Annotated in this window: 27 protein-coding genes; 12 read left to right on the forward strand and 15 right to left on the reverse strand. The window is 72.2% G+C overall.

All coding sequences use genetic code 11. From position 1 onward, the window contains the following. Positions 1-4: 4 nt before the first annotated feature. Both ACFPLC_RS30110 and ACFPLC_RS30115 read right to left on the reverse strand, forming a co-directional pair. Positions 5-967, reverse strand: coding sequence for an isopenicillin N synthase family dioxygenase (locus ACFPLC_RS30110; RefSeq protein WP_378189864.1), 963 nt, complete (start codon positions 965-967; stop codon positions 5-7). Positions 968-990: 23 nt separating this feature from the next. After that, the gene (locus tag ACFPLC_RS30115; protein ID WP_378189862.1) at positions 991-1,449 is read right to left on the reverse strand and encodes a nucleoside deaminase; all 459 of its coding nucleotides are present in this window, start codon (positions 1,447-1,449) and stop codon (positions 991-993) included. 100 nt (positions 1,450-1,549) lie between these two features. Here ACFPLC_RS30115 and ACFPLC_RS30120 point away from each other — a divergent pair, with 100 nt between their 5' ends. Next, complete coding sequence (locus ACFPLC_RS30120; RefSeq protein WP_378189859.1) at positions 1,550-2,506, forward strand: helix-turn-helix transcriptional regulator; 957 nt, start codon at positions 1,550-1,552, stop codon at positions 2,504-2,506. A gap of 20 nt (positions 2,507-2,526) precedes the next feature. Here ACFPLC_RS30120 and ACFPLC_RS30125 read toward each other — a convergent pair whose 3' ends face one another. The 3 genes from ACFPLC_RS30125 to ACFPLC_RS30135 all read right to left on the reverse strand — a co-directional run bounded on the left by ACFPLC_RS30125 (position 2,527) and on the right by ACFPLC_RS30135 (position 5,216). Further along, entirely contained in the window at positions 2,527-3,618 is a 1,092-nt protein-coding gene (locus ACFPLC_RS30125; protein ID WP_378189857.1) for a winged helix DNA-binding domain-containing protein, read from the reverse strand. A 25-nt stretch (positions 3,619-3,643) separates the two neighbouring features. Then, positions 3,644-4,261, reverse strand: coding sequence for a TetR/AcrR family transcriptional regulator (locus tag ACFPLC_RS30130; RefSeq protein WP_191316534.1), 618 nt, complete (start codon positions 4,259-4,261; stop codon positions 3,644-3,646). 91 nt (positions 4,262-4,352) lie between these two features. Then, complete coding sequence (locus tag ACFPLC_RS30135) at positions 4,353-5,216, reverse strand: LysR family transcriptional regulator (protein ID WP_378189853.1); 864 nt, start codon at positions 5,214-5,216, stop codon at positions 4,353-4,355. Positions 5,217-5,365: 149 nt separating this feature from the next. Here ACFPLC_RS30135 and ACFPLC_RS30140 point away from each other — a divergent pair, with 149 nt between their 5' ends. The 5 genes from ACFPLC_RS30140 (at position 5,366) to ACFPLC_RS30160 (ending at position 10,703) form a co-directional block, all read left to right on the forward strand. After that, positions 5,366-6,223 carry an NAD-dependent epimerase/dehydratase family protein gene (locus ACFPLC_RS30140; RefSeq protein WP_378189851.1) on the forward strand — a complete coding sequence of 286 codons (858 nt, stop codon included), beginning with the start codon at positions 5,366-5,368 and terminating at the stop codon, positions 6,221-6,223. Positions 6,224-6,237: 14 nt separating this feature from the next. Then, positions 6,238-6,882, forward strand: a complete 645-nt coding sequence (locus ACFPLC_RS30145; protein WP_378189849.1) for an alpha/beta hydrolase — start codon at positions 6,238-6,240, stop codon at positions 6,880-6,882. Further along, complete coding sequence (locus tag ACFPLC_RS30150; RefSeq protein ID WP_378189847.1) at positions 6,882-7,787, forward strand: alpha/beta hydrolase; 906 nt, start codon at positions 6,882-6,884, stop codon at positions 7,785-7,787. Before ACFPLC_RS30145 ends, ACFPLC_RS30150 begins: the two co-directional genes overlap by 1 nt. A 171-nt stretch (positions 7,788-7,958) precedes the next feature. After that, a complete protein-coding gene (locus ACFPLC_RS30155; protein ID WP_378189845.1) occupies positions 7,959-8,675 on the forward strand; it encodes a hypothetical protein in 717 nt (238 codons plus the stop codon). 117 nt (positions 8,676-8,792) lie between these two features. Further along, positions 8,793-10,703, forward strand: a complete 1,911-nt coding sequence (locus ACFPLC_RS30160; RefSeq protein WP_378189843.1) for an ArnT family glycosyltransferase — start codon at positions 8,793-8,795, stop codon at positions 10,701-10,703. 180 nt (positions 10,704-10,883) lie between these two features. Here the strand turns inward: ACFPLC_RS30160 and ACFPLC_RS30165 are convergent, their stop codons facing one another. After that, entirely contained in the window at positions 10,884-11,681 is a 798-nt protein-coding gene (locus ACFPLC_RS30165) for an SDR family NAD(P)-dependent oxidoreductase (protein ID WP_378189841.1), read from the reverse strand. A gap of 76 nt (positions 11,682-11,757) precedes the next feature. Here ACFPLC_RS30165 and ACFPLC_RS30170 point away from each other — a divergent pair, with 76 nt between their 5' ends. Continuing rightward, a complete protein-coding gene (locus ACFPLC_RS30170) occupies positions 11,758-12,408 on the forward strand; it encodes a TetR/AcrR family transcriptional regulator (RefSeq protein ID WP_378189839.1) in 651 nt (216 codons plus the stop codon). A 66-nt stretch (positions 12,409-12,474) separates the two neighbouring features. On the opposite strand, the gene ACFPLC_RS30175 is transcribed toward ACFPLC_RS30170, so the two are convergent. The 6 genes from ACFPLC_RS30175 to ACFPLC_RS30200 form a co-directional block, all read right to left on the reverse strand. After that, on the reverse strand, positions 12,475-13,221 hold the full coding sequence (locus ACFPLC_RS30175) for a thaumatin family protein (RefSeq protein ID WP_378189836.1): 747 nt from the start codon (positions 13,219-13,221) through the stop codon (positions 12,475-12,477). Positions 13,222-13,260: 39 nt separating this feature from the next. Continuing rightward, complete coding sequence (locus ACFPLC_RS30180) at positions 13,261-14,073, reverse strand: glycoside hydrolase family protein (protein ID WP_378189835.1); 813 nt, start codon at positions 14,071-14,073, stop codon at positions 13,261-13,263. A gap of 14 nt (positions 14,074-14,087) precedes the next feature. Then, complete coding sequence (locus ACFPLC_RS30185; RefSeq protein WP_191316542.1) at positions 14,088-14,501, reverse strand: cysteine/serine endopeptidase inhibitor; 414 nt, start codon at positions 14,499-14,501, stop codon at positions 14,088-14,090. Between the two features lie 248 nt (positions 14,502-14,749). After that, complete coding sequence (locus tag ACFPLC_RS30190; RefSeq protein ID WP_378189833.1) at positions 14,750-14,995, reverse strand: hypothetical protein; 246 nt, start codon at positions 14,993-14,995, stop codon at positions 14,750-14,752. 248 nt (positions 14,996-15,243) lie between these two features. Then, positions 15,244-16,725, reverse strand: a complete 1,482-nt coding sequence (locus ACFPLC_RS30195) for a non-reducing end alpha-L-arabinofuranosidase family hydrolase (RefSeq protein ID WP_378189831.1) — start codon at positions 16,723-16,725, stop codon at positions 15,244-15,246. 287 nt (positions 16,726-17,012) lie between these two features. Next, the gene (locus ACFPLC_RS30200; protein WP_378189829.1) at positions 17,013-18,506 is read right to left on the reverse strand and encodes a non-reducing end alpha-L-arabinofuranosidase family hydrolase; all 1,494 of its coding nucleotides are present in this window, start codon (positions 18,504-18,506) and stop codon (positions 17,013-17,015) included. Between the two features lie 267 nt (positions 18,507-18,773). On the opposite strand from ACFPLC_RS30200, the gene ACFPLC_RS30205 reads away from it, so the two are divergent. Both ACFPLC_RS30205 and ACFPLC_RS30210 read left to right on the forward strand, forming a co-directional pair. After that, the gene (locus ACFPLC_RS30205; RefSeq protein WP_378189827.1) at positions 18,774-19,370 is read left to right on the forward strand and encodes a dihydrofolate reductase family protein; all 597 of its coding nucleotides are present in this window, start codon (positions 18,774-18,776) and stop codon (positions 19,368-19,370) included. Positions 19,371-19,454: 84 nt separating this feature from the next. Then, the gene (locus tag ACFPLC_RS30210; RefSeq protein ID WP_378190283.1) at positions 19,455-20,669 is read left to right on the forward strand and encodes a L,D-transpeptidase; all 1,215 of its coding nucleotides are present in this window, start codon (positions 19,455-19,457) and stop codon (positions 20,667-20,669) included. 58 nt (positions 20,670-20,727) lie between these two features. On the opposite strand, the gene ACFPLC_RS30215 is transcribed toward ACFPLC_RS30210, so the two are convergent. Then, positions 20,728-21,936, reverse strand: coding sequence for an alpha/beta fold hydrolase (locus tag ACFPLC_RS30215; protein WP_378189825.1), 1,209 nt, complete (start codon positions 21,934-21,936; stop codon positions 20,728-20,730). A gap of 63 nt (positions 21,937-21,999) precedes the next feature. Here ACFPLC_RS30215 and ACFPLC_RS30220 point away from each other — a divergent pair, with 63 nt between their 5' ends. Together ACFPLC_RS30220 and ACFPLC_RS30225 are read left to right on the forward strand one after the other, a co-directional pair. After that, entirely contained in the window at positions 22,000-22,599 is a 600-nt protein-coding gene (locus ACFPLC_RS30220) for a TetR/AcrR family transcriptional regulator (RefSeq protein WP_378189823.1), read from the forward strand. 151 nt (positions 22,600-22,750) lie between these two features. Further along, complete coding sequence (locus ACFPLC_RS30225; protein WP_378189821.1) at positions 22,751-23,569, forward strand: hypothetical protein; 819 nt, start codon at positions 22,751-22,753, stop codon at positions 23,567-23,569. On the opposite strand, the gene ACFPLC_RS30230 is transcribed toward ACFPLC_RS30225, so the two are convergent. After that, positions 23,566-23,955, reverse strand: coding sequence for a DUF6069 family protein (locus ACFPLC_RS30230; RefSeq protein ID WP_378189818.1), 390 nt, complete (start codon positions 23,953-23,955; stop codon positions 23,566-23,568). The genes ACFPLC_RS30225 and ACFPLC_RS30230 overlap by 4 nt on opposite strands. 64 nt (positions 23,956-24,019) lie before the next feature. Between ACFPLC_RS30230 and ACFPLC_RS30235 the strand changes: the two genes are divergently transcribed. Continuing rightward, the gene (locus ACFPLC_RS30235) at positions 24,020-24,508 is read left to right on the forward strand and encodes a MarR family winged helix-turn-helix transcriptional regulator (protein ID WP_378189816.1); all 489 of its coding nucleotides are present in this window, start codon (positions 24,020-24,022) and stop codon (positions 24,506-24,508) included. 10 nt (positions 24,509-24,518) lie between these two features. Here ACFPLC_RS30235 and ACFPLC_RS30240 read toward each other — a convergent pair whose 3' ends face one another. Continuing rightward, positions 24,519-26,606, reverse strand: a complete 2,088-nt coding sequence (locus ACFPLC_RS30240; RefSeq protein WP_378189815.1) for an iron ABC transporter permease — start codon at positions 26,604-26,606, stop codon at positions 24,519-24,521.

Raw genomic sequence — 26,606 nt, forward strand, 5'->3', positions numbered from 1 at the left:
GCCGTCAGCTGATCGTGATCGCGTCCAGCTTCTCCTTCAGGTACTGCGACGCGATCACTTCGGGATAGGTCCGGGTGCCCAGCGGCGGCGCCAGTGACGTGATCCGCGCGTCGTGATCGGTCTCGTAGAAGAAGATCAGCGACACGAGGTCCTCGTCGGGCGCCGTCGCCGCCGGGGGAAGCACGCGGTGGCGGGTCGAGAGCCAGCGGTCGCCCGTCCAGCGGGCCATCAGGTCGCCGATGTTCACCGTGAACGCCTCCGGGTGGAACGGCGCGTCCTCCCATTCGCCGTCGGCCGTGCAGACCTGCAGGCCGCCGACGCCGGCCTGGCGGTCGAGCACGGTGACCGTGCCGAAGTCGGTGTGCGGGCCGATCCGGAACTGGTCCGGGGCCGGCGGGCCGACGCGGGTCATCGGCGGGTACCAATTGATGTTGAAGGTGTACGTCGGGTGTCCGGTGTGGCGGGTGAAGTGGCTCTGGGCGAGGCCGAGCGCCGCGGCGAAGATCTCCAGCAGGTGGTCGGACAGGGCCCGCATCCGGCGCATGTACTCCGTCGCGGCCTCGCCCAGCCCGGGCACCTCGTGCGGCCAGACGTTGGGCTGGAACCAGAACCCGTCGACCTCGGCGACCCCGGTCCGGGTGTCCGCGCCCGCCGAGTAGGACTCCTTGAGGTCCGGCGGGGTCTCGGTGCCTTCGGCGTGGCCGTTGGCCTCGACGCCGGGCGGCAGCCAGCCGCGGCCGCCGACCGTGACGGCGTAGCGCTGCTTGACGTCCTCGGGCAGCGCGAAGAACTCCCGCGCCAGCTCGCGCGTCCGGTGGCGCAGGTCGTCCGGGACGCCGTGCCCGGTGACCAGCAGGAAGCCGGACTCCCGCAGGGCGTGGTCGATCCGGCCCGCCACTTCGGCCCGGCCCTCGGACGTGCCCGCGAACCACGGCGAAAGGTCCACGAGCGGAACGGATGACGGCATACCGGCTCCTCGCCAGAACTGTCCTATTCGGACTTCTCGACCCCGATGTCCTCGAACCACAGGTCCGGGCGCGCGGCGATGAACTCCGTCATCAGCGCGGTGCAGCCGGGATCGTCGAGCAGGGTGATTTCGACCCCGAGCTCGGCGAGCCAGTCGTGACCGCCGTGGAACGTCTCCGCTTCACCGATGACGACGCGCCCGATACCGAACTGACGGACGAGCCCCGAGCAGTACCAGCACGGCGAGAGCGTGGTGACCATGATCGTGTCGCGGTAGTGCGGGCGGCGGCCGGCGTTGCGGAAGGCCGCGGTCTCGGCGTGCATCGACGGGTCGCCGTCCTGCACGCGCCGGTTGTGCCCGCGGCCCAGCAGCGTGCCCGCGGAGTCGAACAGCGCGGCCCCGATCGGGACACCTCCCTCGGCTTTGCCCCGTTCGGCTTCTTCGCGGGCGACGGCCAGCAGGGCGTGCGGATCGATCGGCATGCGTCACTCTTTCCGGCCCGGGCGGTGCCTGGCAAGTGTTCGGCACGTTCCGGTGCATCGCGGACGGAAGCTGTCCGCGATGTCTGGCACACTGCGTGCCATGTACGGCACTTCGGAACGGCTGCTCAAGCTGCTCTCGCTGCTGCAGGCGCGCCGGGACTGGCCGGGTGGCGACCTCGCGGCCCGGCTGGAGGTGGACGTCCGCACGGTCCGCCGCGACGTCGAGCGGCTGCGTTCCCTCGGCTACCCGGTGCACGCGACGCCGGGGGTGGCGGGTGGCTACCGGCTGGGGGCGGGCGCGGCGCTGCCGCCGTTGCTGCTGGACGACGACGAGGCCGTCGCGGTCGCGGTCGGCCTGCGCACGGCGGCGAGCGGCACGGTCGGCGGCATCGAGGAGACGTCGGTGCGGGCGCTGGCGAAGCTGGAGCAGGTGCTGCCCGCGCGGCTGCGGCCCCGGGTGGGGGCGCTGCAGGCGGCGACGGTGTCGCTGCCCGGAGCCGGCCCGACGGTGGACGCCTCGGTGCTGACGGCGATCGCCACGGCCTGCCGCGACCACGAGCGGCTGCGCTTCGGCTACGGCGACCGGTCCGGCACCTCGACGCAGCGGTCGGTCGAGCCGCTGCGCCTGGTCTGCACGGGGCGGCGCTGGTACCTGGTCGCCTTCGACGTCGACCGCGCGGACTGGCGCACGTTCCGGGTGGACCGGATCGCGGGGGTGCCGGTGCCGGGGTTCCGCTTCACACCGCGCGAGCCCCCGGCGCCGGACCTGGCGGACTACGTCTCGCGCCAGATTTCGACGGCGCCCTACCCGTACCAGCTGGTCCTGCGGGTGTCGGCGCCGGCGGCGGTGCTGGCCCGGCGCGTCCCCCCGACGGCGGGCGCGGTGGAAGAGATCGACGCGGACAGCTGCCGGGTCCGGACCGGGGCGGCCGACCTGGACGCGGTGCCGTACCACCTGGCCCGGCTGGGGTACGACTTCGTGGTGGAGGAGGCCCCGCCGGGGCTGGTCGAGCGCCTGCGGGAGGTGGCGGAACGGTTCACCCGAGCGGTCGGCTGAGCAGCTCGGAGCGGCGCGCGCTAACGAGTCTCGATCGAGACGGCGTCGCTTTCGCCGTCGCTCAAGAAGGCGGCCACCTCGCTTCCTTCGGCGGCGACCTCGCCGTGTTCGGCCGTCGTCAGCCGCCGCAGGGGACGCACCACGACCGTGGCCTCCGCCACCGTCCACGTCGCCGAAACCCGGCCGTCGACCAGCACCACCCGCTCGCCCGCGACCGAGAGCCCGCGGTGGGCGTCGTCGATGATGCGGGTGCGGTCGTCGTAGCCGAGGATCGCGTTGTCGAACGCCGGCAGGAACCGGACCGGCGCGGGCGTGTCCGGGCCGGGACGCGGTGCTCCGGGCAGGTCGAGCAGCTCGCGCCCCCGCTCGTCGCGGAAGCCCACCAGTTCCCCGCGCACCGCCTTCACCGCGGCCGGCAGGCCGGTCAGGCCCGACCACGCGCGCAGGTCCGCCGTCGCCGCCGGGCCGTAGGCCGCGAGGTAGCGCCGCACCAGCGCCTGCCCGACGCCGTCGGCGGGGTCGAGCGGGTCGGCGTCGCGGCCGAGCCACGCGGCCAGCGGGAGGTTCCGCACGCCCGCCTTGGTGCGCCACAGCCCGCGCGGCGGCACCTGCACCGACGGGATGAGCGCCGCGATCAGCAGCTCGCCGAGCGGACGCGGCCCCGGATCGGGCCACCGGTCGGCGACCGCCCGCGCGAGCTCGCCCATCGACCGCGGCTCGCCGTCGGCGAGCACCGCCCGGCCCGCCGCGGCGAGCTCGGCGAAGTCCACGCCCTCGAGTTCGCGGCGGTAGGTGGTGACGACCCGCTGCCGCAGCATGGAGTCGAAGCGGCTGCGCCACGCGAGGACGTCGTCGGCGGTGAGCAGGTGCACGGTGCGGCGCATGAGGTGGGTGCGGACGACCCGCCGTCCGGTCAGCAGCGTGTCCAGCGCGGCCGGGTCGAACGCGCGCAGCCGTGACCACAGCCCGGTGAACGGCTCCTGTGGTTCCTGGGCTTGCAGGCCGCCGAGCTGGGTGACGGCGTCGAGAACGGGCAGGTCGGCGCGCTCGAGCAGCAGCTGCCGGGCGAGGGTGGCGCGGTTCAGGGACCGCGCGTCGAGGACGTGGTGCACGAGGCCACCTTGCCGCACGTAGCGGTCAGATTGTGTCCGCTACTCCGAGCATGCGGAGGACCAGGCCGCCGTACTCCTTGCCGAGCGCCGCTGGCGTCTGGCGGGCGCGCTCGCTGTACCAGCGGGCGACGTCGACGCCGAGCGAAAGCACGGCCCGGGCGGCGACGTGCGGGTCGGACACCGTGAACACGCCGCTGTCGACGCCCTCGGCGATCACCTCGCGGACGATCCGCTCGATCCGGCGCCGCAGCGCGGCGACCACCTCGAACTCCTGCTCGGGCAGCGCCTGCAGCTCGTACTGGACGACCCGGGCGACGGTGTGGCGCCGGGCGTGCCAGGCCACGAAGTCCTCGACGATCAGCCGGATCCGTTCGACGGGGTCGGCCTCCTTCGCGATGACGTTTTCGACCAGCGCGAGGGTCTGTTCGTGGCCGTACCGGCTGATGGCGAACAGCAGCGCGGCCTTGGAGGGGAAGTGCACGTAGAGCGCGGCGGGCGACATCCCCGCGGCGCCGGCGATGTCCCGCGTGGTGGTGGCGTGGTAGCCGCGCTGGGCGAACGCCTCCACCCCGGCCAGCATGAGCCGCCGGGCGGTCTCCGGCTGCACGTCCGGCCAAAGCTCGGCCGACAGCGACATCGTCATCCGGTGGTCCTCCCGCTCGCGCCCGGGCGGTGGCCACGACGGCCGGCCCGGTCGTCCCATTGTAAGCGGGCGCTTTGTCCGGCCGGCTGAACTAGGGCGCCAGGCTTGCCGCGGCGTCGAGGAAGGCGTCGAGCAGGGGTGACCGGCGCGTCGCGAGCCAAGCCAGCGACACCTGGTTCGGCGCGATGTCTTCGACCGGGATGCCGAGGACGTCCGAGCGGGTGTAGAACGTCGCCGTCGACAAGGGGATGACGCTGATCCCCGCGCCGGCGGCGACCAGTTCCAGTTTCTCTTCGACGCTGTGGATGCGCGGGACTTCGGGACGGTCGGGTTTGCGCAGTTCGAGCGCGATGTCCCGCCACTCGGGGACGGCGTCGGGGTCCTGCAGCAGGTGCTCGTCGGCGAGTTCGGTGACCGACACGGACTCCTTCCCGGCCAGCCGGTGCCCGGCGGGCACCATCACGACGCGGGGTTCGGTGAACAGCGGCCGCACGGTCAGCCCGCGCTGGTCGGCCGGCAGCCTGATGATGCTGACGTCCACGCGGCCGTCGTGCAGGACTTCCACCTGGTCGTGCCAGCTCGTGCGCAGCAGCCGGACGCCGACGTCCGGCCGCCGCCGGGCCAGTGCCCGGACCGCCGGGGTGACCACGATGCCCGGCATGAACCCGACCGTGAGCACCGGCTTCGCCTCGGCCGCGGCCGAGACCCGCCGGTGCACGGCTTCGGCCGCCGCCAGCAGGTCCCGGGCGTCGGCGAGGAGCTGTTCGCCCGCCGCGGTGAGGACCGTGGTCCGGCGGTCGCGGACGAACAAGGGTGTCTTCAACTCGTTCTCCAGTGCGCGGATCTGGCGCGACAACGCCGGCTGGGCGATGTGCAGCCGCGCGGCGGCCCGCCCGAAGTGCAGCTCTTCGGCCACCGCGACGAAGTACCGCAGCTTCCGCAGGTCGAAGTCCACTTCGGCGCACCTCCCGCTCCCGTCGCCGCCCATCATCGCAGTTTCGTGATGCCGTCGCGGCATCACAGCGCGCGGAACGGGTCTTGGACGCACCGCGGGGGCACCGGCCACCGTGGAGGAGGAACGAAAACACGGGTGAAGGGACAACGATGAAGATCTTCCTCACGGGCGGCTCGGGCTACATCGGCCGCGCGACGATCGGCGAGCTGGTCCGGCAAGGGCACACCGTCGAGGCGCTCGCGCGCAGCGAGCGCGCCGAGACCGCCGTGGTCGCCGCCGGCGCGAGCGCGGTCCGTGGTGGCCTGACCGACCTCGACGTGCTCAACCAGGCGGCGGCGCGGGCGGAAGCCGTGATCCACCTCGCCCAGGCCACCAGCGGCGAGGAGGACCTGGCGGCCGCCACCGCGATGCAGGACGGCGTCGGAGGCGGCACCTACGTGCACACCGGCGGCAGCTGGGTCTACGGCGACACCGACGGGGTCCAGGACGAAAGCGCGCCGTGGAACCCGCCGGCGGTGGTGGCCTGGCGCAAAGCCGTAGAAGACGCGGTGCTGGCCCGCGCCGCCGACGGCGGACGGCCGGTCGTCGTCCAGCCCGGCCTGCTCTACGGCGGTGACAACCGCCTGATCGACATCTTCTTCGTCCAGCCGGGCAAGGAAAGCGGCGCGATCCCGTACCTCGGCGACGGCGGCAACCACTGGGCCCTGATCCACCTCGACGACCTCGCCCGGCTCTACGTGGCGGCGCTGTCCGCGCCGGCGGGCTCGGTGTACCTCGGGGTGGGCGGGGTCAACCCGACGGCCAAGGAGGTCGCCGAGGCGTGCGCCCACGCCGCCGGGCTCGACGGGAAGACCGTCTCCCTGTCCCTGGACGAGGCCCGCGAGCGGATGGGCCCGATCGCCGACGCCTTCGCGCTCGACCAGCAGCTGACCTCGGCCAAGGCGCAGCGTGAACTGGGGTGGACCCCGGTGCACACCGACCCGCTGACCGAGTTCGGCGCACGATGAACCAGGAACCGGGAATGGACCGCGAAGCGGTGCTGTGGTCCGAAGAGGAGTGTGTTCGCGGGTCGCGGCCGCTGCTGGTGATGCTGCACGGCTGGAGCTACGACGAGACGCACCTGTACCGGCTGATCACCCCGCGCCTGCCGGACGAGGTCGTGGTCGCCTCGGTGCGGGCGCGGATCCCCGAAGCCGGTGGGTATGCGTGGTTCCCCAGTGCGGGCAACCCGATCGGTGATCCTCGGCCGCAGGTGGCGAACGCGGCGGCGCTGGACGTGCTCTCGTGGCTGGAGACGGTCGAGGCGCCGTCGATCGGGCTGCTCGGCTTTTCGCAAGGCGCAGCGATGGCGCACCAGCTCATGCGGCTGGCGCCGCATCGGTTCGCCTACTGCGTGAACCTGGCGGGGTTCGTCGTGCGGGACGAGCAGCCCGGCGACGCATCGCTGAGCGTCACGCGGCCGCCGGTCTACTGGGGACGGGGGCGGGAGGACCGGGTCATCCCGGCCGGTGCGCTCGTGCGGACCGAACGGTGGCTCGCTCGCCACGCCACCGCCGAGGTGCGCGTTCACTCCGGACTGGGGCACGACGTCCGCGGGCGGGAGATCGACGACGTCGCCGGCTTCGTGGGCAAGCAAATCCACCAACGGGTTTCCGAGGAGGGATGATGCGGCACGACATCGAATTCGATGCCGAAGGAGCGTTGCTGCGAGGGTGGTTCTACGAGGCCGAAGGGACCACGGGGCCGGCGCCGTGTGTCGTGATGGCCCACGGCTGGAGCTCGACGCGGCGGATGTACCTCGACCGGTTCGCGGAGGTGTTCGCCGCGGCCGGGCTGGCCGTGCTGGTGTACGACAACCGCGGCTGGGGCGACTCCGAGCCGGCGCCGGGACAGCCGCGGCACGAGATCGACCCGTGGGTCCAGGTCGGCGACTACCGGCACGCCATCACCTGCGCCCAGAACCGGTCCGAAGTGGACCCCGACCGCGTCGGCGTGTGGGGAACCAGCTTCTCGGGTGCGCACGCCTACGTCGTCGCGGCGATGGACCGGCGGGTGAAGGCCGTGGTCACCCAGGCACCGTTCATCAGCGGCCGCGCGACCTACGCCAACCTGGCCCGGGTGGACAACCAGGTCGTCGGCCCGGACGTGTTCACGGCCGACCGCCGGGCCCGCGCCCGGGGAGCGGCCGCCGCGACCATCCCGGTGATCGGGACCGACCCCGGCCGGCTGGTGGGGCTGCCGACCCGCGACTCCCACGCGTGGTTCAGCCGGGCGCGAGACGAGCTCGATCCCCGCTGGCCCAACGAAGTCACGCTGCGCAGCTTGGACAACTACTACTGCTACGAGCCGGCGAAGTACCTGCCGGAGGTCACGCCGACACCGCTGTTGATGATCGTCGGCAGCGAAGACGGCCTGACCGGCGGCAACCTCGCGGCCGTCGCCTACACGAGCGCGGCGGAGCCGAAGGACATCGTCTTCCTGCCCGGTGGTCACTTCGACGCCTACACCGGCGAGGGCTTCGCCGTGGCCTCGCAGGCGGCGCGCGACTGGTTCGTGCGGCACCTGTCGTAGCCGATCGCCGCGGCGCCGTGTCGATAGTTTCCGACCGCCGAATGGTCCGGAATGGACGGGTTTGCCCGCTCCGTGCGGCAACCGGCGGTGGGTGGGTACGGCCCACCGGAGGCTAGGCTGGCGCTCCGACGAACAGGGCCGGTCCGCGGCCGTGCACGAGGAGGTGCCGCCATGCCGGCCGATCGGGCCGCCGCCCGGAGCCGCCATCCCCGCCACCAGCGCCGCGGGGAGGCCCGGCTGCCGGCCGCCGTCGCGACGCTCGTGGCCATCGCGCTCTACCTGGCGCTGCCGGAACAGCTCCTCGTCGTTCCGCGGTTCGTGGTGCCCGCGCTGGAGATCGTGCTGCTGATCCCGCTGATCGCGCTCAACCCGCGGCGGGTCACCCGGCAGACCAGGGCCTCCCGGGTGCTGTCCCTGACGCTCGTCGTGGTCATCGGCATCACCAACCTGGGCGCCCTGGCGCTGCTCGTCCACGACCTGGTCGCCGGCGCGGCCGACAGCGGTCAGGCCCTGCTGCTGGGGGCGCTGCAGGTGTGGCTGACCAACGTGATCGCCTTCGGGCTCGCCTACTGGGAGCTGGATCGGGGTGGCCCGGTCAAGCGCACCCAGGCCGGCCGCGCCGACCTGCCGCCCGCCGACTTCCGGTTCTCCCAGGACGAGAACGCCGACACCGTCGTGGAAGTCGCCGAGGGCTCCAGCGTCAAGTCCGATTGGGTGCCGACGCTGCTGGACTACCTGTACGTGTCGGTGACCAACTCGACGGCGTTCAGTCCCACGGACACGATGCCGTTGTCGTCGAGGGCGAAGGTGCTGATGGCGGTGCAGAGCGTCGCGGCGCTGCTGACGTCGTTGCTGGTCATCGCCCGCGCGGTCAGCGTGCTGAAATAGGCTCCTTCCGCACCGCGCCGCGGTCAACCCCCGGGTGGACGCCCACTTCAATCCGGAGCTTGAGGATTCCGGCGTCCCGCTGCCCTAGCGTTCCGGGCAGCGACCGGAGGGGGAGACATGGCGGTGACGGCCGAGGGGCGGACCGAGCGGACCGGGCGGGGCGAGCGGATCGCGGTGGCGGCGATCGCGGCCGTTGCCGCCGTGGTGTGGGGCTGGGCTTTGTGGAGCCGCCCGCTGCAGCCGTACTACGCGGCGGCCGTGCATTCGATGTCGCACGACGCCACGGCGTTCTTCTTCGCGGGCTTCGACCCGGCGGGCGTCGTCACGGTCGACAAACCGCCGCTCGCCTTCTGGACGCAGGCGCTCGGCGTGGCGGTCTTCGGGTTCCACCCGTGGGCGATCGCGCTGGTCCAGGTAGTCGAGGGCGTGGCGGCCGTGCTCGTGCTGCATCGGGTGGTGCGCCGCTGGGCCGGCGCGCGGACCGCGCTGCTCGCCGCGGCGTTCTTCGCGCTGACGCCGATCACCGCGGCGATCAACCGCGACAACCTGCCGGACACCCTTTTGGTGCTCCTCCTGCTGCTCGCCGCCTACAGCGTCACCCGGGCGCTCGACAACGCCCGGTGGCTGGTGTGGGCAGGCGTCTTCGTCGGACTGGGTTTCCTCACGAAGATGCTCGCCGCGTGGATCGTGCTCCCGGGCCTCGCGTCGGCGTACTTCGTTGCCGCGCCCGGCTCACGCGGCCGGCGGCTGGCCTGGCTCGGCGTGGCCGGCGCGGTGACGCTTTTCGTGTCGCTGGCGTGGTCCGTCGCCGTCACCGCCTGGCCCGGCGCCAAGCCGTTCGTCGGCAGCACCACGGACGGCTCGGTGTGGCAGCTGGCCTTCGGCTACAACGGCGTGACGCGGCTGCTCGGCGGCACGACCGGCATCGGCGGCGGCTACAGCGCCACGGCCGGCGCGGCCCTCGGCGGCGACCCGGGACCGCTGCGGCTGTTCGACGCGGAGGTCGGCGGACAGATCGCCTGGCTGCTGCCGCTCGCCGTGGCGTCTTTGGCCGTCGCCGCGTGCCGCGCTCGCGGGGCCGCACCGCGGACGAAGGCGGGCTGGGTGCTGTGGGGTGGCTGGCTGCTCGCCGGGGCCACGGTCTTCTCGGTCACCGGCGGCATCTTCCACGCCTACTACACCGCCGAACTGGCCCCGGCCATCGCGGCGCTCGCCGCCGCGGGCCTGGTCACGGCTTCGAGCTGGTCCCGCGGCCGGGCCCGGTTCGTCCTGCCGGCCGCGGTGGTGGCGACGGCGGTGCTCGCCTTCGTCCTGCTCGACCGGACGCCGGACTGGCTGCCGTGGCTGCGGTACACCGTGCTGGCCGTGGCGTTGCTCGCGGTCGTCGCGACGCTGGTGCGGGCTTTCCGCGTCGCGGCCGCGATCGGCTTGGTCGCCGTTGTGGCCGGACCCGCGGCCTTCGTCGCCGACACCGCGGTGCGGCCGGGAAGTGTCCTGGAGAGCGCCGACCCGGTCGCCGGGCCGTCCTCGGCGGCCGCGCCGCACACCGTCTTCAGCGTCAGCACCGATCCGGGCGCCGCGGCCGGATACGTCCGGTTCATCGACAACGCGTACCGGCTCGGCCCCGGTCAGCGCCAGGTGCTCGCGTTCGCGCAGACGTCGGCCACCCAAATCACCTTGGCCGTCGAGGGCGGTACGTATGGCGCGGACCCGTTCCTGCTGAACACCGAGGCGCGCGTCGCGCCGCTCGGCGGTTACCTCGGCTTCGACCCGGCGCCGCCGGCCGCGGAGCTCCCGCAGTGGGTCGCGGCCGGGAAGCTGCGGTTCGTGCTGCTGCCCAAGGTGTTCGTCGACATCGCCCGCGCCGGCGCGAAGCAGACCACCGCGGCGGCCGACGCGGGGGAACTGCCCCGGCGGGTCGCCTGGGAGGCGAAGCACTGCCGTCCGGTGCCGCCCGCCCGGATCGGCCCGGACGCGGCCACGGCCGGGGTGCTGTTCGACTGCGGCGTCGGGCTGTCGCAAAGCTGAGCTTGCCCACGACGGTGGCTCTGCGGCTGGAGCGGACGCACTTGCCGCAGCCGACCGCCGGAGCGGCGGCGGGCGCTGCACCCAGCGTGATCGGCGTGGCCGGGTGTCCTTCCGCGTGACGCGTGGCCCGTGGCCCCGGCTCCGAGCCGGGGCCACGGGCGCGTTGCGCTGGTGCGCCGCTCACGAGCCTCCGGCGGCGTCGAGGTCCGCGGCGACGTGGGCGAGCTTGGCGCGCATCCGGGCGATCGCATCGCGCCCGATCGGCAGCCGCAGCGGCGGGTCCGCCAGCTCGGTGACGGTCCGGATCGCCGCGGCGGCCGCGGCGGGATCGACGGCGGGATCGTCGTCTTCCTCGCCGCCGTAGGTCGGCAAGGTGGACGCGTAGTCGTCGATCGGGTGCGCCACCTGGCCGGAGCCGGCCGTGGCGAAACCGGTGGCCAGCACCCCCGGCTCGACGATGGTGACCTTGATGCCGAACGGCGTCAGCTCCTCGTGCATCGCCTCGTGCAGTGCCTCCAGCGCGAACTTGCTGGCCGCGTACGCGCCGAATCGGGCCCCGGCGGAGAAACCGCCCATCGAACTGATCGCCAGCAGGTGGCCGGCGCGCCGGCGGCGCATGACGGGCAGGACCGCCCGCGTCACCAACAGCACCGCGAACACGTTGGTGTCGAACACGGCTCGCGCCTCCTCGGGCGTGGTCTCCTCGACCGCTCCGAACAGCCCGCGACCGGCGTTGTTGACCAGCACGTCGATCCGCCCGAACCGGTCGACGGCCGCCGCGGCCACGTGCTGGGCCTGGTGTTCGTCGGTCACGTCCAGCGGCAGCGCGAGCAGCCGCGGCCCGTGCCCCTCGAGCGCCGCCGCGACCCGCTCGGGGTTTCGCGCGGTCGCCACCACCGCATCGCCCGCGGCCAGCGCCTGCCGCGCGATCTCCAAGCCGAGCCCGCGAGACGTCCCGGTGATCAACCAGATCTTCATGCCGCTGAATCCCCCATCGAAAAGTAAACCCGGTGTACTTATCCACCCAGTCTACCTCTGCGCTAACGTGGACTGCGTGGAGGTCGACGAACCCGGCGGATTGCGCGAGCGCAAGAGGCGCCGCACCCGAGCGGCGATCTCCGCCGCGGCGATCGAACTCTTCCTCGCTCGCGGCTACGACTCGGTGTCCACCGTGGAGATCGCCGCGGCTGCCGAAGTGTCGAAGCGGACGCTGTTCAAGTACTTCCCTACCAAGGAGGACCTGGTCTTCCACCGGATCGCGGACCACGAGAACGAGAACGCCGAGGTCGTGCGCGCACGACCCGACGGCTGCTCGCCGCTGGAAGCGCTGCGCCGGCACTTCATCGCCGGTCTCGACCGCCACGATCCGATCACCGGCCTGACCGACGACGCCCAGGTGCTGGGCCTGGCGCGCATGATCCAGGCCACCCCGGGGCTCGCGCACGCGCTGGGCCGCTGGCTCGCCCGCGGCGAAGACGCTCTGGCGGCCGCGCTCCTCGAAACCACCGAGGTCGGCGACGAGCTGAGCGCGCGGCTGATCGCCGCGCAGATCACAGCCACCCAACGCTGTCTTGCCACCCACATCACCCGGCTGCTGCTCGACGGCCGCCCGCTCGAACGCACGCACCGGGACGCGAGGACCGCCGCCGAGCTTGCCTTCCGCCGGCTCGGCACGGGGCTCGACGCGCAGTTCGCCCGCGGGTGAGCAGGGCTCGAGAAACACCGGGCCGGGTCCGCCGCGCCGAGGCGGCGGAACCCGGCGTCGCTGCTACTAACCGCGGTGGAAGGTGATCGTGAAGCCGGTGCAGGAGGCGCACTGGTACATCGTCTGGTTGCCCGGCTCGGTGTCCTGTTTGGACCACGCGTACGCCTTGGGGCAGTGCGACTTGATCGCGTCGCTGTAGCTCGTGGGCGCGTCGCGGTTCGGGTTGACGCAGTTGATCAGCGTGCCGGACGGGGAGTACTGCCGGTTCGCGGCCGGGCAGTAGGGCAGCAGGTTCTCCGGGCAGCCCGCCGTGCCGCACGACGCCGAACCGGGCGGCACCGCCGCGTTGACCGGCTCGATCGTGATCGGGACGGAGAAGGCGTTGACGTAACTGACGTCGTACCACGGGGCGAGGCCGTCGGCGGTGTCGAAGTTGAACTCGGCCAGGCTGGCCGGCTGCTCGCCGGTCGCGCAGTGGTCGGCGTACCCGCCGCAGTCGCCGACCAGGCAGTGGAAGTCCCGGCCGGAGGTGCCCGTGCACCCCTGGCGGGCGAAGAACTTGCCCCGCCAGTGGCCGGGCGCGGACGTTTCGGGGATCGTGACGGTGGCCGACTGCCCGTCGGCCAGCGTCGGCAGGCTCGCGAAGTTGACCGACCCGTCGGCGTTCACGGTGCTGCCCAGCCAGACGGTCTGGCCGGTGTGGTTGACGAACGTCACCGTGTGGTTGCCCGCCGCGGTGGCCGGGCTCGCCGTCGAACCGGCGGTCAGGGCGACGACGAGCGCCGCGGCCGTGGCGAAGAGCCGCTTGAACATGCGGGATGGACCTCCGTTCGGTTCCGGTGCGGGTGGGGATCAGCCGGCGGCCCGGTAGGCGGCGCCGCTGGCGTTCGCGGTGGTTCCCGTGTAGAGGCCGGTCGGGGTGGTCGACGTCGACAGCGAGAACCAGGCGTAGCGCTCGACGAACGGCAGCCCGTTCAGCATCGCCGTGGACCGGCTGACGAAGTCGGCCTGCTCCGCGGCGGACGGGTAGCGCGGGGTGGGGCCGGAGAAGTCGATCAGCGCGTACTCGGTCACCCAGATCGGCCGGTGGTAGCGGTTGTACACCGCTTGCAGGTACGACTGCAGCTGCCCGGTGGCGGCGGCCGAGAAGTCGCCGCCGTACCAGTGCAGCGGGATGAAGTCGACGCGGTAGCCGCGCGCCGCCGCGCCGCTCATGAACCGGTCGAGCCAGCCACCGGGGGTGTCCCCGCCGTAGGCCACGGCCGGCGCGCCCAGCCGCAGGCCCGTCGCCTGCAGCTGCGGCCAGAGGTCGAGCGCGGTCTCGACCGGCATCTCGGCTTGGCCGGCCAGGTCGGGTTCGTTGAACGCGAGCAGCGTGCTCCCGGACGCCTTCGCCCGCTGCAGCTGCTCCGGGGTGACCGAACCGCGGCCCCAGATCATCGGGACGAACTCCGTCCCGGCCGGTGCGGTGATGCCCTGCGGATCCGCGGCCCAGGTGTAGAACCACCGGGCGCCGACGTCGGCGAGCGCGGTGGTGACGCCGGGGAAGGCGGCCGCGCTGACGCCCTTCTTGGTGCCGGCCGCGGTCGCCGGTGCGGCCGGCCCGCCGGCGACGACCGCGGCGGCGAGGGTCACGACGAGCAGCAGGTTCCTGAGCTGGTTCATGCCGTTCCGCCGGGTCACGAGCGGACGAACGACCAGGTCACCGGGATGGTGCCCAGTGCGGGGTCGGCGAGCTGGGCGAACGCCGGCGCACTCAGGTCGATGTGCGCGCTGTCGCAGCTCGGGCACTTGTCGGCCACGGGCACGGTGATGGTCCGGCCGTTGTAGGAGACCCGGACGGACACGCCCCGGCACAGCGGGTCGTTGTTCGGGTTGGCCGTGGTCCAGTAGGCGGCCGGTGCCGCGACGAGCAGCTGGGTGGCGGCGTTGATCTGCGTGCCGCAGGCGCCGAAGCCGGCGTCGTTGTAGTAGGTGGCGCGCCCGTTGACCGGCTGGTCGAAAGGAATGTCGGCCCACGCCGTCCCGCTCATCGTCAGGGGAAGCGCGGCGGCAGCGGCCAGCGCGGCGAGCGACTTGATGGTCTTGCGCATTTTCCGTCCCTTTCCCTCGTGGTGCGGACTGCGAATTCGGGACTGTCGCGGTTTCCCGCGTGTTTCCGCGCCGGATGATACTGCGCCGCGCAATACCGCGCTATGACAGGAAATTGTCCGGACGACATTGGTTGTCAACGTTGACAACGCGCGCGGAGGCGTTCATTTCGAAATCTGTTGAATGATGCCTCTGGCGGTCCGGAAAACGGCGAAGGGCCGGGGAGTGCCTGCGGTCGGCGATCTTCCGGTCACGCCGACGGGGTGTCGGTCGGCGAGCGGCTCCAGTCGAGGGCGGCGTGCCAGGCGGTGAGCAGGGCCTCGTCGTCGGCGTACGTCGGAGCGGGCCCGAACGGGATCCAGGTCTGCCCGACCACGGCACCCCCGTCGATGCGGTGGATGGTGATGCCGGAGTAGCGCACTTCCTCCCGGGTGGGGCCGGTGCCCATCGAGACGGACCGGACGTCGTGCAGCAGCCGTACTTGCCTGTCCGGCATCGACCACGCTCCCTTCGGCTTCGACGTGGACATCGCGGGGCGCTGGCGTTTTGTCACACCTTGCGGCCCGGAACACCCCAGTCGGGGGAGGAGCTCGTGGCACTGCGAGTTCTCCGCTATGAGCTTGCGGAAGCAAATGGCTGCCGTTCACGGCGAGGAGACGTGCGAGCTTTGCCGATTTCCAGAATGCGTGGCCGGGTGGAGGCGGGCTCGGCCGTGCGCCGGGCCCGCCTCCACCCATTCCGATTTCAGCGCTGCAGGGTCAGCACACCCGGCTTGTAGGGCAGGAGGCCGTAGCCGGTGCCGTCGGATTGGGGATCGCGGCCTTGGTAGAGGAACTGCAGGTTGCAGGGGTCGACGGTTTTGGTCTGGTCGGGATTGGTGCGGACGAGGTCGCCGTGGCTGATGTCATTGGTCCAGGTGGCGCCGCTGTTGGCCTTGCCGGCGAAGGGGTTGCTTTCGGTGGCCGCCTGCGGGGTCCACGTGCCGTTCAGGCTGGTGGCGGTGAACGAGCGGAAGAAGCGCCGCTCGTTCGTCCCTCGGGCCTCGACGATCATGAGGTACTGGTTCTGGCCCTGGATCTTGTAGACCTCGGGGGCTTCGAAGAGGTTGAGCACGGTGTCGCTCATGATCTTCGTGTAGCCGGAGCCGAAGCTGCCCGGGAAGTTCCCGATGGGCATGGTGGCGCGGTAGATGCTGCCGTTGTCGTCGGCGAAGAACAGGTACATGTTCGTGTCGTCGCCGATGATGGTCTGGTCGATGGGGGCTCCGCTGGGGAGGGTGCCGGTGAACAGCGTCTGCGGCGCGGACCAGCCGTTGGGGTTGGTGGGGTCGCTCGAGGTGCGGTAGGAGAAGGTCGGGCCGCCCCACTGGTAGGCGAGCACCCAGATGTTCTTCGGCGCGAAGTAGAACAGCGTCGGCGCGACGGCGTTGAAGGACATCGAGTTCTGGGCGGCGGAGGCCATGTCCGACCAGTTCGTGAAGGGGCTGAAACTCATCGAATTCCAGCTCGACCCGGTGTCGTGCGTGGTGGCGTAGACGACGTGCTTGCCGTTGTAGACGACGTTGGTGAAGTCCTTGAGGGAAACCCAGCCCTGCTTCGGGGTGGCCAGCGGCCCGGTCGAGCTCCAGCGGTAGGTCGAGGGCAGCGTGCAGGTGGCGCTGCCGCCGTCGACCCGGACGAGTTGCCACTGCTGGTCGTTGGCGCCGGTGCCGGTCTGCTGCACGACGCCCGCGCCGTCGGCGGTCGAGGCGCCCTGGACGTCGAGGGCCTTGCCGCTGTTGCGGTTGACCAGCCGGACGTAGCCGGTCGCGGCGTCGGCGAGGCTGAACTGCTGGTTGGTGCCGCCGTTGTCGGTCCACTGCACCACGGGAGCGCCGTCGGCGGTGGAGGCGCCCTGGACGTCGGCGAGCTTGCCGGAGTGCCGCGCGCGCAGCTTGTAGTAGCCGCCGCCGGCGTCCACGAACTGGAATTGCTGGTTGGTGGCGTTGGTGCGGCTCCACTGGATGAGGCCGGCTCCGTCGGTGGTGGCCGCGCCGTTGACGTCGAGGGCCTTGCCGCTGTTGCGGTTCAGCAGGACGTACCAGGCGGTGGTGTCCACAGTGGCGGCCGACGCCGCCGTGGGGGCCACCGTGAGCAGCCCGCTCACGACGGTCACGACGGCCGCGGCGGCCGAACCCGCCCGCCACCGGCGGCGCCGGTTCGCGGTGCTCGCAGATCCCAGGGACATGCAGCTTTCCTTTCGTCAACGGTGACGGCCGGCGAACTGTTAGCGTTAACACTTTCGGCGGCGGAGCGGTGGGGAAATCACGGAGGGATGGGGGATGGGGTCGGCCGGCGGTGCGGCCGGAGGCACCAGAGGACTGTGAACGATAACGGCGACCGCGTCAAGATGGGACTCGGCGGCTCCCCGGCCGCCTGGCCGACCCCCGGTCGAACACGAGTTCGAATCGGTGGTAGAGTATGCGTCGGGTGGTGGTGCGGCCGCAGGGGAAGTGCGGTCCGCGCCACCACCTCTCAGCGCTGCAGCGTCAGCACGCCCGGCCGCCAGGGCAGGTGGTTGTAGTCGGTCCCGTCGGAGCGGGGATCGCGGCCTTGGTAGAGCAGTTGCAGGTTGCAGGGGTCGATCGTCTTGGTCTGGTCGGGGTTGCTGCGCACGAGGTCGCCGTGGCTGATGTCGTTGGTCCAGGTGGCGCCGCTGTTGGCCTTGCCGGCGAAGGGGTTGCTTTCGGTGGCCGCCTGCGGGGTCCACGTGCCGCCGAGGCTGGTGGCGGTGAACGACCGGAAGAAGCGGCCGTTCGCGCCCATCGCCTCGACGAGCATCAGGTACTGGTTCTGGCCCTGGACCTTGTAGACCTCGACCGCCTCGAACAGGTTCGCCTGCGTGTCGCTCATGACCGTCGTGTAATTCGACCCGAAGCTGCCCGGGAAGTTCCCGATCGGCATGCCGGCGCGGTAGATCTTGCCGTTGTCACCGGCGAAGAACAGGTACATGTTCGAGCCGTCGCCGATGAGCGTCTGGTCGAGCGGGGCCCCGCCGGGAATGGTGCCGGTGAACAGCTCCTGCGGTGCTGACCAGCCGTTCGCGTTGGCCGGGTCGGTCGACGTCCGGTAGGAGAAGGTGGTCGGGCCCCACTGGTAGGCCAGCACCCAGATGTTCTTGGGCGCGAAGTAGAACAGCGTCGGGGCGACGGTGCCGATGGTCATCCCGGTCTGGCCGGCCGAGGCCATGTCGGACCAGGTGGTGAAGGGGCTGAACGCCATCGAGCCGTAGGACCCGTTCGCGTCGGTCGTCGAACCGTAGACCAGGTGCTTTCCGTTGTAGACGACGTTGCTGAAGTCCTTGAGCGCGACCCAGCCCGCCTTGGGGTTCGCGAGCGGTCCCGTCGAGGACCAGCGGTAGGCCGACGGAAGCGCGCACGAGCCGGTGTCGCCCAGCCGGACGAGCTGCCACTGCTGATCGGTCGCCTGCCGGTCGCCGTACTGGACGACGGCCGCGCCGTCCGCGGTCGACGCGCCCGTCACCTCCGCGGCTTTCCCGCTGTTGCGGTTGATCAGCCGGACATGGCCGCCGTCGGAGTCGGCGAGGCGGAACTGCTGGTTGGTTCCGTTCAGGTCGGTCCACTGCTGGATTTTCGCGCCGTCGGCGGTCGACCAGTTGCCGACGTCGAGGACCTTGCCCGAGTTCTTCGACTTCAGCCGGTAATAGCCGTTGCCGGAATCCACGAACTGCCACTGCTGATTGGCTCCGTCGTGGCGGGACCACTGCTGGACCACCGCTCCGTCGGCGGTGGACGCCCCGGAAACGTCGAGTGCTTTGCCGCTGTTGCGGTTGATCAGCACGTACCACGCGTTCGGGTCGACGGTGGCCGCCCACGCGGCGTTCGGGGCGAGCGCGACCGCCGTGGTGGCCGCGAGGACGGTCGTGAGCAAGGTGATCGCGGCGCGCCACCGGCGGCGATGCCGGTGGTGGCGCGCGGACCGGGGTGGGGTCTGACCGGTCGGGCTCATGGTGGTTCTCCTTCGGACGGAGAGCTTGTTAGCGCTAACAATCGAGCTTGCAGAACATTTCCGCGTCGAACGGAGCATCGGGGAACGGCGAACACCGCAATCTCGAGGTTGCCAGATCGTTCGCGCGTCTTCAAGAGGTGCGGGATCGGGACACGCGATCCGAAGGAGGAGAATTCCGGAGCCGATTGTCGAATCCGGCGTCGCGCATTCGACGCGAGGATGAGAAGCTTCAGCGCCGAACCAGGGCACGCGAAGGAGATATTGCGAATGACGACGCAGCACATCGGAAGAACGCCAGTGCGGCTGTACATGTCGATGTCGGTCGACGGGTACATCGCCGGACCGGACGACCGCACGGGCCAGGAACTCGGCAAGGACGGCTGGCGGCTGTTCGACTGGCTCGACGACCGCCGGTCCGGCGGGATCAACGGGCAGGTCTACGCCGAGGCGGAGGCGACGGGGGCGCTGATCTCCGGGCGCCGCACGTTCGAGCTGGCCGGCCGGTGGAACGGCGACCACCACGACGGCGTGCCGATCCACGTGCTCACCCACCACGTCGACCCGGGCGACGTGCCGCCGGGCAGCGCGAAGTTCTACACCGACGTCGACGCCTGCGCCGACGAGGCCCGGGAAGCGGCGGGGGACCGGGGCGTGATGGTCCACGGCGCGGGCGCGGCGCAGGCGCTGCTGGCGGCGGGCCAGCTCGACGAGATCGAACTGCACCTCATCCCCGTGCTGCTGGGCGGCGGGCGGCGGCTGTTCGAGCCGACCGGGCTCGGCCACGTCGAGCTGGAGCTCGTCCGGCGGCTCGAAGGCCGCGGCGTCACGCACCTGCGGTACCGCGTGCTGCACGATGCGAAGTGACATCGTCGCCGGGCGTTCACTGTCTTCGAGAGACCGGATCGTTACGCAACTTCGGGCCGGGTGGAACGTCTGGTGGTCGTGAGAGTGATCCGCATAGCCGGGCTCGGCCTGGCGGGCTTGATGCTGGCAGCGTGTAGTGGACAGGCCGAGACCGGGGGGACCGCGCAGGCGATCGGCGCGGTCGGCGTGACCGGAACGGCGACGACACCCGGGGTACCGGCGGCGACCGTGGCGTTCCTCCCCGCCGGCGGGGACCAGCTGAGTCCGAAGGACCCGATCGTCGTGAAGGCTTCGGGGGGCACGTTGCAGGCGGTCGCGGTGACGAACCCGCAGACCGGCAACGGCGTCAAGGGCGAGCTCTCGCCGGACAAGACGACCTGGACCAGCAAGGACAACCTCCGGTACGGCGCCACCTACCAGGTGGTCGCCACCGCGGTGAACCAGGCGGGGGCGGCGACCGAGCAGCGCGGCGAGGTGCACACGATCAAGCCGTCGGGGGTCGCCACTCCGGCGCTGTTCCAGCCGGCGTCCGGTGACTTCGGCGTCGGCCTGATCATCGGCCTGAAGTTCGACCGCGACATCGCCGACAAGGCCACCGTGGAGAAGTCCTTCAAGGTGACGTCCTCGCCCGCGCAGGACGGCGGCTGGTACTGGGTGAACAAGCGCGAAGTGCACTACCGGCCCAAGGACTACTGGAAGGCCGGCTCGACCGTCAAGCTCGAGACCACGACGTTCGGCATGCCGATCGGGGGTGGCCAGTACGGCGGCCAGGACGTCTCGGCCAGCTACAAGGTGCACGACTCCTGGATCGCCAAGGCGGACGGCAAGACCCACCAGATCAAGGCGTTCCACAACGGCCAGCTGGTGAAGACCGCGCCGACCAGCATGGGCAAGACCGCCGACACCCCGCCGCGCGGCCCGACGCCGACCTTCAACGGCACGCACGTCGTGCTGGGCAAGGAAGCGCACAAGATCATGGACTCCTGCACCTACGGCGTGTGCGAGGGCGACCCGGGGTACTACAGCGCGCCGGAGAACTGGAACGTCCGCATCTCCGCCGACGGCGAGTACCTGCACGAGAACCTGAAGACGGTCGGCGTGCAGGGCAGCGACAACGTCTCCAACGGCTGCCTCAACATGAACACCGAGAACGCCAAGTGGTTCTTCGACAACTTCAACGCGGGCGACGTCGTCGAGGTCACCAACTCGGGCGGCCCGCAGCTGGCCATCAACAACGGCCACGGCGACTGGGCCATCAGCTGGAGCGCCTGGCAGGCGGGCAGCGCCCTGCGGGGGTGAGTCTCGCTGTGGGAAGGAGGCCTTCGGTACGCCGGAGGCCTCCTTCACTGTCCGGGGGTCAGTTCAGGGACGGATCGGCGAGGGCCCGCCTGCTGACGTCGGGAACATAGGCCCGCAACGCGAAAATGAGCCCGCGAATGGCACCACGGGCTTCCGAGGTCAGCTGAGCATGCCGAGCCACGTCCAGTTCGTTCGCGATGGTGAGCAGGGCGAAGTCCACAAGGTCCCCGCCCGCCACGGAGGTGACCTCGCCGGTGAACCGGTTCGTGAGCGGGAGCGGGGTCGCACCCAGGTGGGCGTAAGTCCGGCCGCGATCGCAGACGTCGTAAAGGTGGACCAAGGCTTCAGCGTCGTGGCCGATGGCCGCGCGCAGGCCGGCTCGCCGATCCGGGGGCAGGAGCGGGTGCGGGAAGCCGTCGGTGCCGTAGGTGGCGTGGCACAGCGCCGCGAGGCGTACGCGCCGGCTGCCGCCCCACTCGGTCACCTGGCCGGCCACGCGCCGGAGGTGGTCGAGGAGGTTTCCGCCGGGGTGGTCCACCTGCTCCGCGCCCAGATCGCGGAGAAACGCCAGCGCGGGCCACTCGGCGGTGGCGGCGGCGATGGTTTCGGCCAGCGCCACCGGCTGGTCGCGGGCGACGAGGTGCCCGGCTCCGGCAATGTGGGTCACCTCGGTGTGCGGCGCCAGCTGCCGCAACCGGTCGACGTCGTCGTCGGTGACCGGTGAGCCGGTGCCGCCGCGCACCAGCAGGAGGGGCCGGTCGAGCCGCGCGGTGCTCTCCCGCAGCCGGGGAACGCGGTCGAGCACGTCGTCGACCAGTTGCGCGTGGGTGCCGAGCAGGCCGCCGGCGGCGAGGAAGCCGCGGACGCGGCCGGGTTCCAGGCCGGGCACGACGTCCACCAGCACCAGACCCGCCACCCTGGCGCGGACCGCCGGATCGCCCAGTGCGGCGATGGCCGCGAGCCCGCCCAGCGAGGCGCCGACGACCACACACCCCGGCGGTTCGGCGTGGAGCATGGCGGCGACGTCGTCCGCGCAGAGCGCGAGCGTCCGCGGGACGCCGTCACTGTCCCCGTGGCCGCGCTGATCGAAGGCCACGCACCGGAATCCCGCGCCGACGAGGACCTCGATGACCGGCGTCCAGACCCGCCGCCGCTCGCCGCCGGCGTGCAGCAGCAGAACGGCCGGGCCGTCGCCGGTCTCCTGTCCGCGGAGGACCGCGTCCGGGCGCGTGATGCGCCGCTCTTTGGTGCCGGTGAGTTCGGCCATGAGCCCCCCCTACCTTGTGACGTCAAGGTAACATACCTTGGCCGGTCAAGGTATGGTGCGGGCGTGACGTCTTCGCGGGTGCGCCGCCCTCCCGATGAGGCCCGGCGCCTGATCCTGGACACGGCCGAGCGGCTCCTGGCCGAAGGGGGTGTCGCCGCCGTCCAGGTCCGGGCCGTCGCCACCCGCGTCGGCATGACCGACGCCGGGGTCCACCACCACTTCGGCAGCCGCGACCACCTCCTGGAAGCGCTGTTGCGGCACGGCGGCCGGAAGATCCGCGCCGGAGTCGAGGAAGTGCTGGCCTCCTGGCTCGGCCGCGGCGCCGATCTCGGTGAGCTTGTCGAAGCCCTGGCCGCGTTCTACCGCGGTGGCTACGGCGAACTGGCGGTGGCGTTGCACGCCGCCGGGTGGCGGGACCGGGGTTCGGGGATGCTCGCCCCGGTCGTCGACGCGCTGCACGCACTGCGGCCCGACGCCGCGCACGTGCCGGTCGAGGACACCGGGCTCGCCGTCGCCGCGCTCCACCAGGCCCTCGTCACCGAGCCGCTCTACGGGCCCGTGTTCCGCCGCAGCGCCGGCGTCGCCGGCCGGGCGGCCGCGACGAGCGGCCCCCAGCTCCGGTGGTGGACCACTCAGCTTTCGCGGGCGCTCGGCCTCGCTTAGTTTCGCGCGTCGCAAGTTCTTCGCCGTTCGGGCCGATGCGCCCCAAGGCCACCTTGGGGCGGTTGAGCCGGGGCCGCTGTCAACGAATCTCGGACGCGCGACACCAGGGCGTGTCTGGTGACCGGACGGCGAGTGCGGTACAACCGGAAGCGTGGCCGAGCGCGTCGGGCGTCCTGACCCGCACGGTTCCGTCGAACGGGACGTGCTGGTGCGGTACCTCGACGCCTGGACCGCGACCGTGCTGCGGTCGCCGCGGGGCGGGACCTACGTCGAGTGCGGCGAGTTCGCCGCCGATGTCTTCCGGGTCTTCGGGGAGTTCGCCGACCGGCTGGCCGAGCACCCCCTGGCCGTGGTGGTCGTCGGCCGGGCCGCGCCGGGTGGGGCTCCGGCGGGGCTGGCCGTCCGGACGGCAGGTGAGCTCCGGGAGGTCGAGGTGCCCGGGCCGATGCTGGCGCACCTGTGCGGCCCCTGGCCGCCGGGCCTGGTGCGGGGCAAGGCGCACGAGGTCCTGCTCTCGGCCGAGCCGGGCACCGATCACCGGGACCGGCTGCGGGCGGCGGGGCTCGGGTGCGCGGTCGCCGTGGACCTCGTGGCCGACGACGGGACCGCGCGGGCCCTGGTGTTCGCGACCGCCGACAGCCGGCACCTCGCGACGTTCAAGACCGAGCTGTGGGCCGCGGACGAGTTCGCGGGCATCCGGTACCGCGATCCGGCGGACGCCGAGGGGACGCTGGTCGACATCTCGCTCACCCCGCAGCTGCTGCCGCTGCGGCGGGCGCTGCTGGCGGAACTGGACCGGCGGGGCGCCGCCACCGTCGCCGAGCTGCAGCGGTTCACGCTGCTGGAAACGATCTACCGGCCCGAGGACGCCGTCGGCGCGCTGACCGCCGCGGTGGCCGCGGGGCAGGCCGGGCGGGAACCGGAAAAGGGCAGACTGAGCTCCCGCACGATCCTCTCCCCGGTGAACTAGCGGTTCGCCAGAGTCGGGCGCAGCGCCGTGACGACGGCCGTGGTGACGACCAGGTGCATGAGCATCAGGCCGAAGACGTTGGCGGCGGTGGCCCCCGCGGTGAACAGCAGCAGGTCCGGGACCCAGGTGAGCACGAGCACCGCGGGGACGACCACGCGCAGGGCGTGCGGTGCCCGGCGGGCGAGCACGAACCAGCCGACGGTGCCCAGCAGCAGCCCGACGGCGGTGGCCGGCAGGTAGACCGCGGGGGACAGGCCCATGGCGATCCCGCCGTCGTCGAGCGCCAGCGCCCCGAGGGCGATGCCGGTGTTCGCCGCGGCGGCCGCCAGGAAGGCGAAGCCGAGACGGAGAGCGGTGGTCGTGGTGGGCCGGGGGATGGTGGTCATCGCTCCTCCTTGACTTTAACACGCAACCCAAACGGTAGGTTGGGTTGCGTGTTAAAGTCAAGACGTGAGTGGAGAGGAGCCGGTCCGTTGGCTCGGCGAAGACGAGCGGCGGGCGTGGATCAACCTGGCGAAGGTCCTGCTCACGCTGCCGGGCGCGCTCGAAAGCCAGCTGCTGCGCGACGCCGACCTGACGCTGCTGGGCTACATGATCCTGGCGCGCCTGTCGGCCGTGCCGGGAGAAAGCCTGCGGATGAGCGAGATCGCGGAGATGGCCAACGGGTCGCTGCCGCGGATTTCGCACGCCGTCGCGCGCCTGGAGGACCGCGGGTGGGTGACGCGCGAGGTGCGCACCGGCCAGGGCCGCCGGTTCACGACCGCGACGTTGACCGATGCCGGCCGCGCGCACCTGGCCGCTTCGGCACCCGCGCACGTCGCCACGGTTCGCCGGCTGGTGACGGATCCGCTGGGTGAGGACTTCGTGCGCGTCGGCGACGCCGTAGCGCGGATCGTCGAGACCCTCGGGCTGCCCACGGAGATCCTCAAGCCGGAGTAGGGCAGCGGGTTCAGCGTCCTCGGGTGGCTTTCGTGCGGTGGCGGTACAGCAGCCACACGAAGTAGGGCGCGCCGATGATCGCGGTCATCAGGCCGGCCGGGAGCTGCCCCGGGGCGATGACCGTGCGGCCGGCGGTGTCGGCCACGCAGACGCCGATCGCGCCCAGCAACGCCGCGGCGGGCAGCAGGCGGGAATGCCGGCTGCCGACGAGCGCGCGGGCCGCGTGCGGGGCGACCAGCCCGACGAACGTCAGCACCCCGATGCCCGCGACGGCCGCGCCGGTCAGCAGAACCGCGCACGACAGCAGCAGCAACCGGGTCCGGGCCACGGGCACGCCCAGCACCCGCGGTGTTTCGTCGTCCAGCGACAGCAGGTCGAGTTCCCGCCGCAGGCGGACCAGCACCGGCACCACCAGCAGCAGCGCCAACGCCATCGGCACCAGGTGCGGAAAGGCCCGGCCGTAGGTCGAGCCGCCCAGCCAGGTCAGCGCCTTGGTCTCGTTCCACGGATCGGACAGGGTGATCAGCAGCGTCACCAGCGCCTGCGCCGCCGCGTGCACGCCGAAGCCGATCAGCACCAGGCGTTCACTGGCGAAGCCGCCCCGGGCCGCCACGGCGAAGACCAGGGCCATCGCGAGGGCGGCACCCAGGCCGGCGGACCCGGTCAGCGTCCAGAAGCCGACCCCGGACACGGCCGTGATGACGGCGACCGCGCCGAGGCCCGCGCCGCCGACGACCCCGATCATCCCGGGCTCGGCCAACGGATTGCGCGCGACCGCCTGGGTGAGCGCGCCGCCCAGCGCCAGTGCCGCGCCCGCCAGCAGGGCGGCCGCGACGCGGGGGACGCGGGTGTCCAGCACCCCGGTGACGATCGGGCCCGCCCGGCCGGTCACCCCGTTGACGACGTCGCCCAGCAGCAGTTTCGCGTCGCCGAGCAGGACCGCTCCGACGGCGACGCCGAGCACCCCGAGCACCAGCACGCCCAGCACGAGACGGTACCGGGCCGCGCTCACCCCGCCCCGCGCGCCGGCCGCGGGCGGTGCGGCGGTCGCGGTGGTGATCCGGGCCGTCCGGGCCAGCACCACCAGGAAGAGCGCGCCGAGGATCGTCGTGACGACGCCCGTCGGCACCTCCAGCGCGCGTTGCGGACCGATGATCGCGCGGAGCAGCACGTCGGCGCCCAGCAGGAGAACCGCGCCCAGCGCCGCCGAACAGGGCAGCAGGGCGGCGTGCCGGTGCAGGCCCGGCACCGCGGAAGCCAGCAGCCGGGCCACGGCCGGCGCGGCGAGGCCGACGAACCCGATCGGGCCGGCCAGGGTCACCGCCGTCGCGGCCAGCAGCACGGCCAGCACGATCGCGGTGCCGCGGACGCGTCCGATGTGGACACCCAGCGTCCTGGCGTGGTCGTCGCCGGCGTGGATCAGGTCCAGCCGCCGGGCCATGCCGAGCAACGCGGCCAGCGCGACGCCGGCGACCGGGCCGAGCGTGCGGACGCCGGCGAGCCCGTTCTGCTCCAGCGAGCCTTCGCCCCAGGCGAAGAGACCGCGCGTTTCCTGGGAGTACAACAGCAACAGGACCTGGGTGACCGAGACCAGGGCCAGTGCGATCGCGGTCCCGGCCAGCACCAGCCGCACGATCCCGGTGCCTCCGGTGCCGGACAGCGCGAGCACGAGCGCCGCCGCGGCCAGCCCGCCCGCGAACGCGATCCCGGTCGCGCCGAGCAGGGGCAGGGAGACGCCGAAGGCGGCCACGGCGACCACCGCCAGGTGTGCCCCGGCGTTGACGGCCAGGGTGTCCGGCGACGCCAAGGTGTTGCGGGACACCGATTGCAGCACCGCGCCGGCCACGCCGAGCGCGCTCCCGACGACCAGCGCCGCGAGCAGGCGCGGCAACCGTGATTCGACGACCACCGCGGCCGTGTCGCCGGTGCCGCCGCCGAACACCAGCCGCAGCACGTCCAGTGCGTCCAGGTTCGCGGTGCCCTGCGTCAGGTGCACCGCCGAACCCAGCAGGACGAGCGCGGCGAGCCCGCCGCCGAGCAGCGCGAGCCGCCCGCGGCGCCGGACGGCGGCCACGGGCGGCTCGGTCAGCGTCACCAC

The sequence above is a fragment of the Amycolatopsis plumensis genome, from assembly GCF_042652605.1.
Lineage (GTDB): Bacteria > Actinomycetota > Actinomycetes > Mycobacteriales > Pseudonocardiaceae > Amycolatopsis > Amycolatopsis plumensis.

Bases quoted from the DNA above. Each gene is read 5' to 3' on its own strand.
- ACFPLC_RS30215 (WP_378189825.1), bottom strand. From the start codon at position 21,936: ATGGCCGAACTCACCGGCACCAAAGAGCGGCGCATCACGCGCCCGGAC.
- ACFPLC_RS30185 (WP_191316542.1), bottom strand. From the start codon at position 14,501: ATGCGCAAGACCATCAAGTCGCTCGCCGCGCTGGCCGCTGCCGCCGCG.
- ACFPLC_RS30145 (WP_378189849.1), top strand. From the start codon at position 6,238: ATGGACCGCGAAGCGGTGCTGTGGTCCGAAGAGGAGTGTGTTCGCGGG.
- ACFPLC_RS30190 (WP_378189833.1), bottom strand. From the start codon at position 14,995: ATGCCGGACAGGCAAGTACGGCTGCTGCACGACGTCCGGTCCGTCTCG.
- ACFPLC_RS30130 (WP_191316534.1), bottom strand. From the start codon at position 4,261: ATGACGATGTCGCTGTCGGCCGAGCTTTGGCCGGACGTGCAGCCGGAG.
- ACFPLC_RS30120 (WP_378189859.1), top strand. From the start codon at position 1,550: ATGTACGGCACTTCGGAACGGCTGCTCAAGCTGCTCTCGCTGCTGCAG.
- ACFPLC_RS30230 (WP_378189818.1), bottom strand. From the start codon at position 23,955: ATGACCACCATCCCCCGGCCCACCACGACCACCGCTCTCCGTCTCGGC.
- ACFPLC_RS30115 (WP_378189862.1), bottom strand. From the start codon at position 1,449: ATGCCGATCGATCCGCACGCCCTGCTGGCCGTCGCCCGCGAAGAAGCC.
- ACFPLC_RS30200 (WP_378189829.1), bottom strand. From the start codon at position 18,506: ATGAGCCCGACCGGTCAGACCCCACCCCGGTCCGCGCGCCACCACCGG.
- ACFPLC_RS30205 (WP_378189827.1), top strand. From the start codon at position 18,774: ATGACGACGCAGCACATCGGAAGAACGCCAGTGCGGCTGTACATGTCG.
- ACFPLC_RS30140 (WP_378189851.1), top strand. From the start codon at position 5,366: ATGAAGATCTTCCTCACGGGCGGCTCGGGCTACATCGGCCGCGCGACG.
- ACFPLC_RS30150 (WP_378189847.1), top strand. From the start codon at position 6,882: ATGCGGCACGACATCGAATTCGATGCCGAAGGAGCGTTGCTGCGAGGG.
- ACFPLC_RS30165 (WP_378189841.1), bottom strand. From the start codon at position 11,681: ATGAAGATCTGGTTGATCACCGGGACGTCTCGCGGGCTCGGCTTGGAG.
- ACFPLC_RS30175 (WP_378189836.1), bottom strand. From the start codon at position 13,221: ATGTTCAAGCGGCTCTTCGCCACGGCCGCGGCGCTCGTCGTCGCCCTG.
- ACFPLC_RS30180 (WP_378189835.1), bottom strand. From the start codon at position 14,073: ATGAACCAGCTCAGGAACCTGCTGCTCGTCGTGACCCTCGCCGCCGCG.
- ACFPLC_RS30195 (WP_378189831.1), bottom strand. From the start codon at position 16,725: ATGTCCCTGGGATCTGCGAGCACCGCGAACCGGCGCCGCCGGTGGCGG.
- ACFPLC_RS30155 (WP_378189845.1), top strand. From the start codon at position 7,959: ATGCCGGCCGATCGGGCCGCCGCCCGGAGCCGCCATCCCCGCCACCAG.
- ACFPLC_RS30160 (WP_378189843.1), top strand. From the start codon at position 8,793: ATGGCGGTGACGGCCGAGGGGCGGACCGAGCGGACCGGGCGGGGCGAG.
- ACFPLC_RS30110 (WP_378189864.1), bottom strand. From the start codon at position 967: ATGCCGTCATCCGTTCCGCTCGTGGACCTTTCGCCGTGGTTCGCGGGC.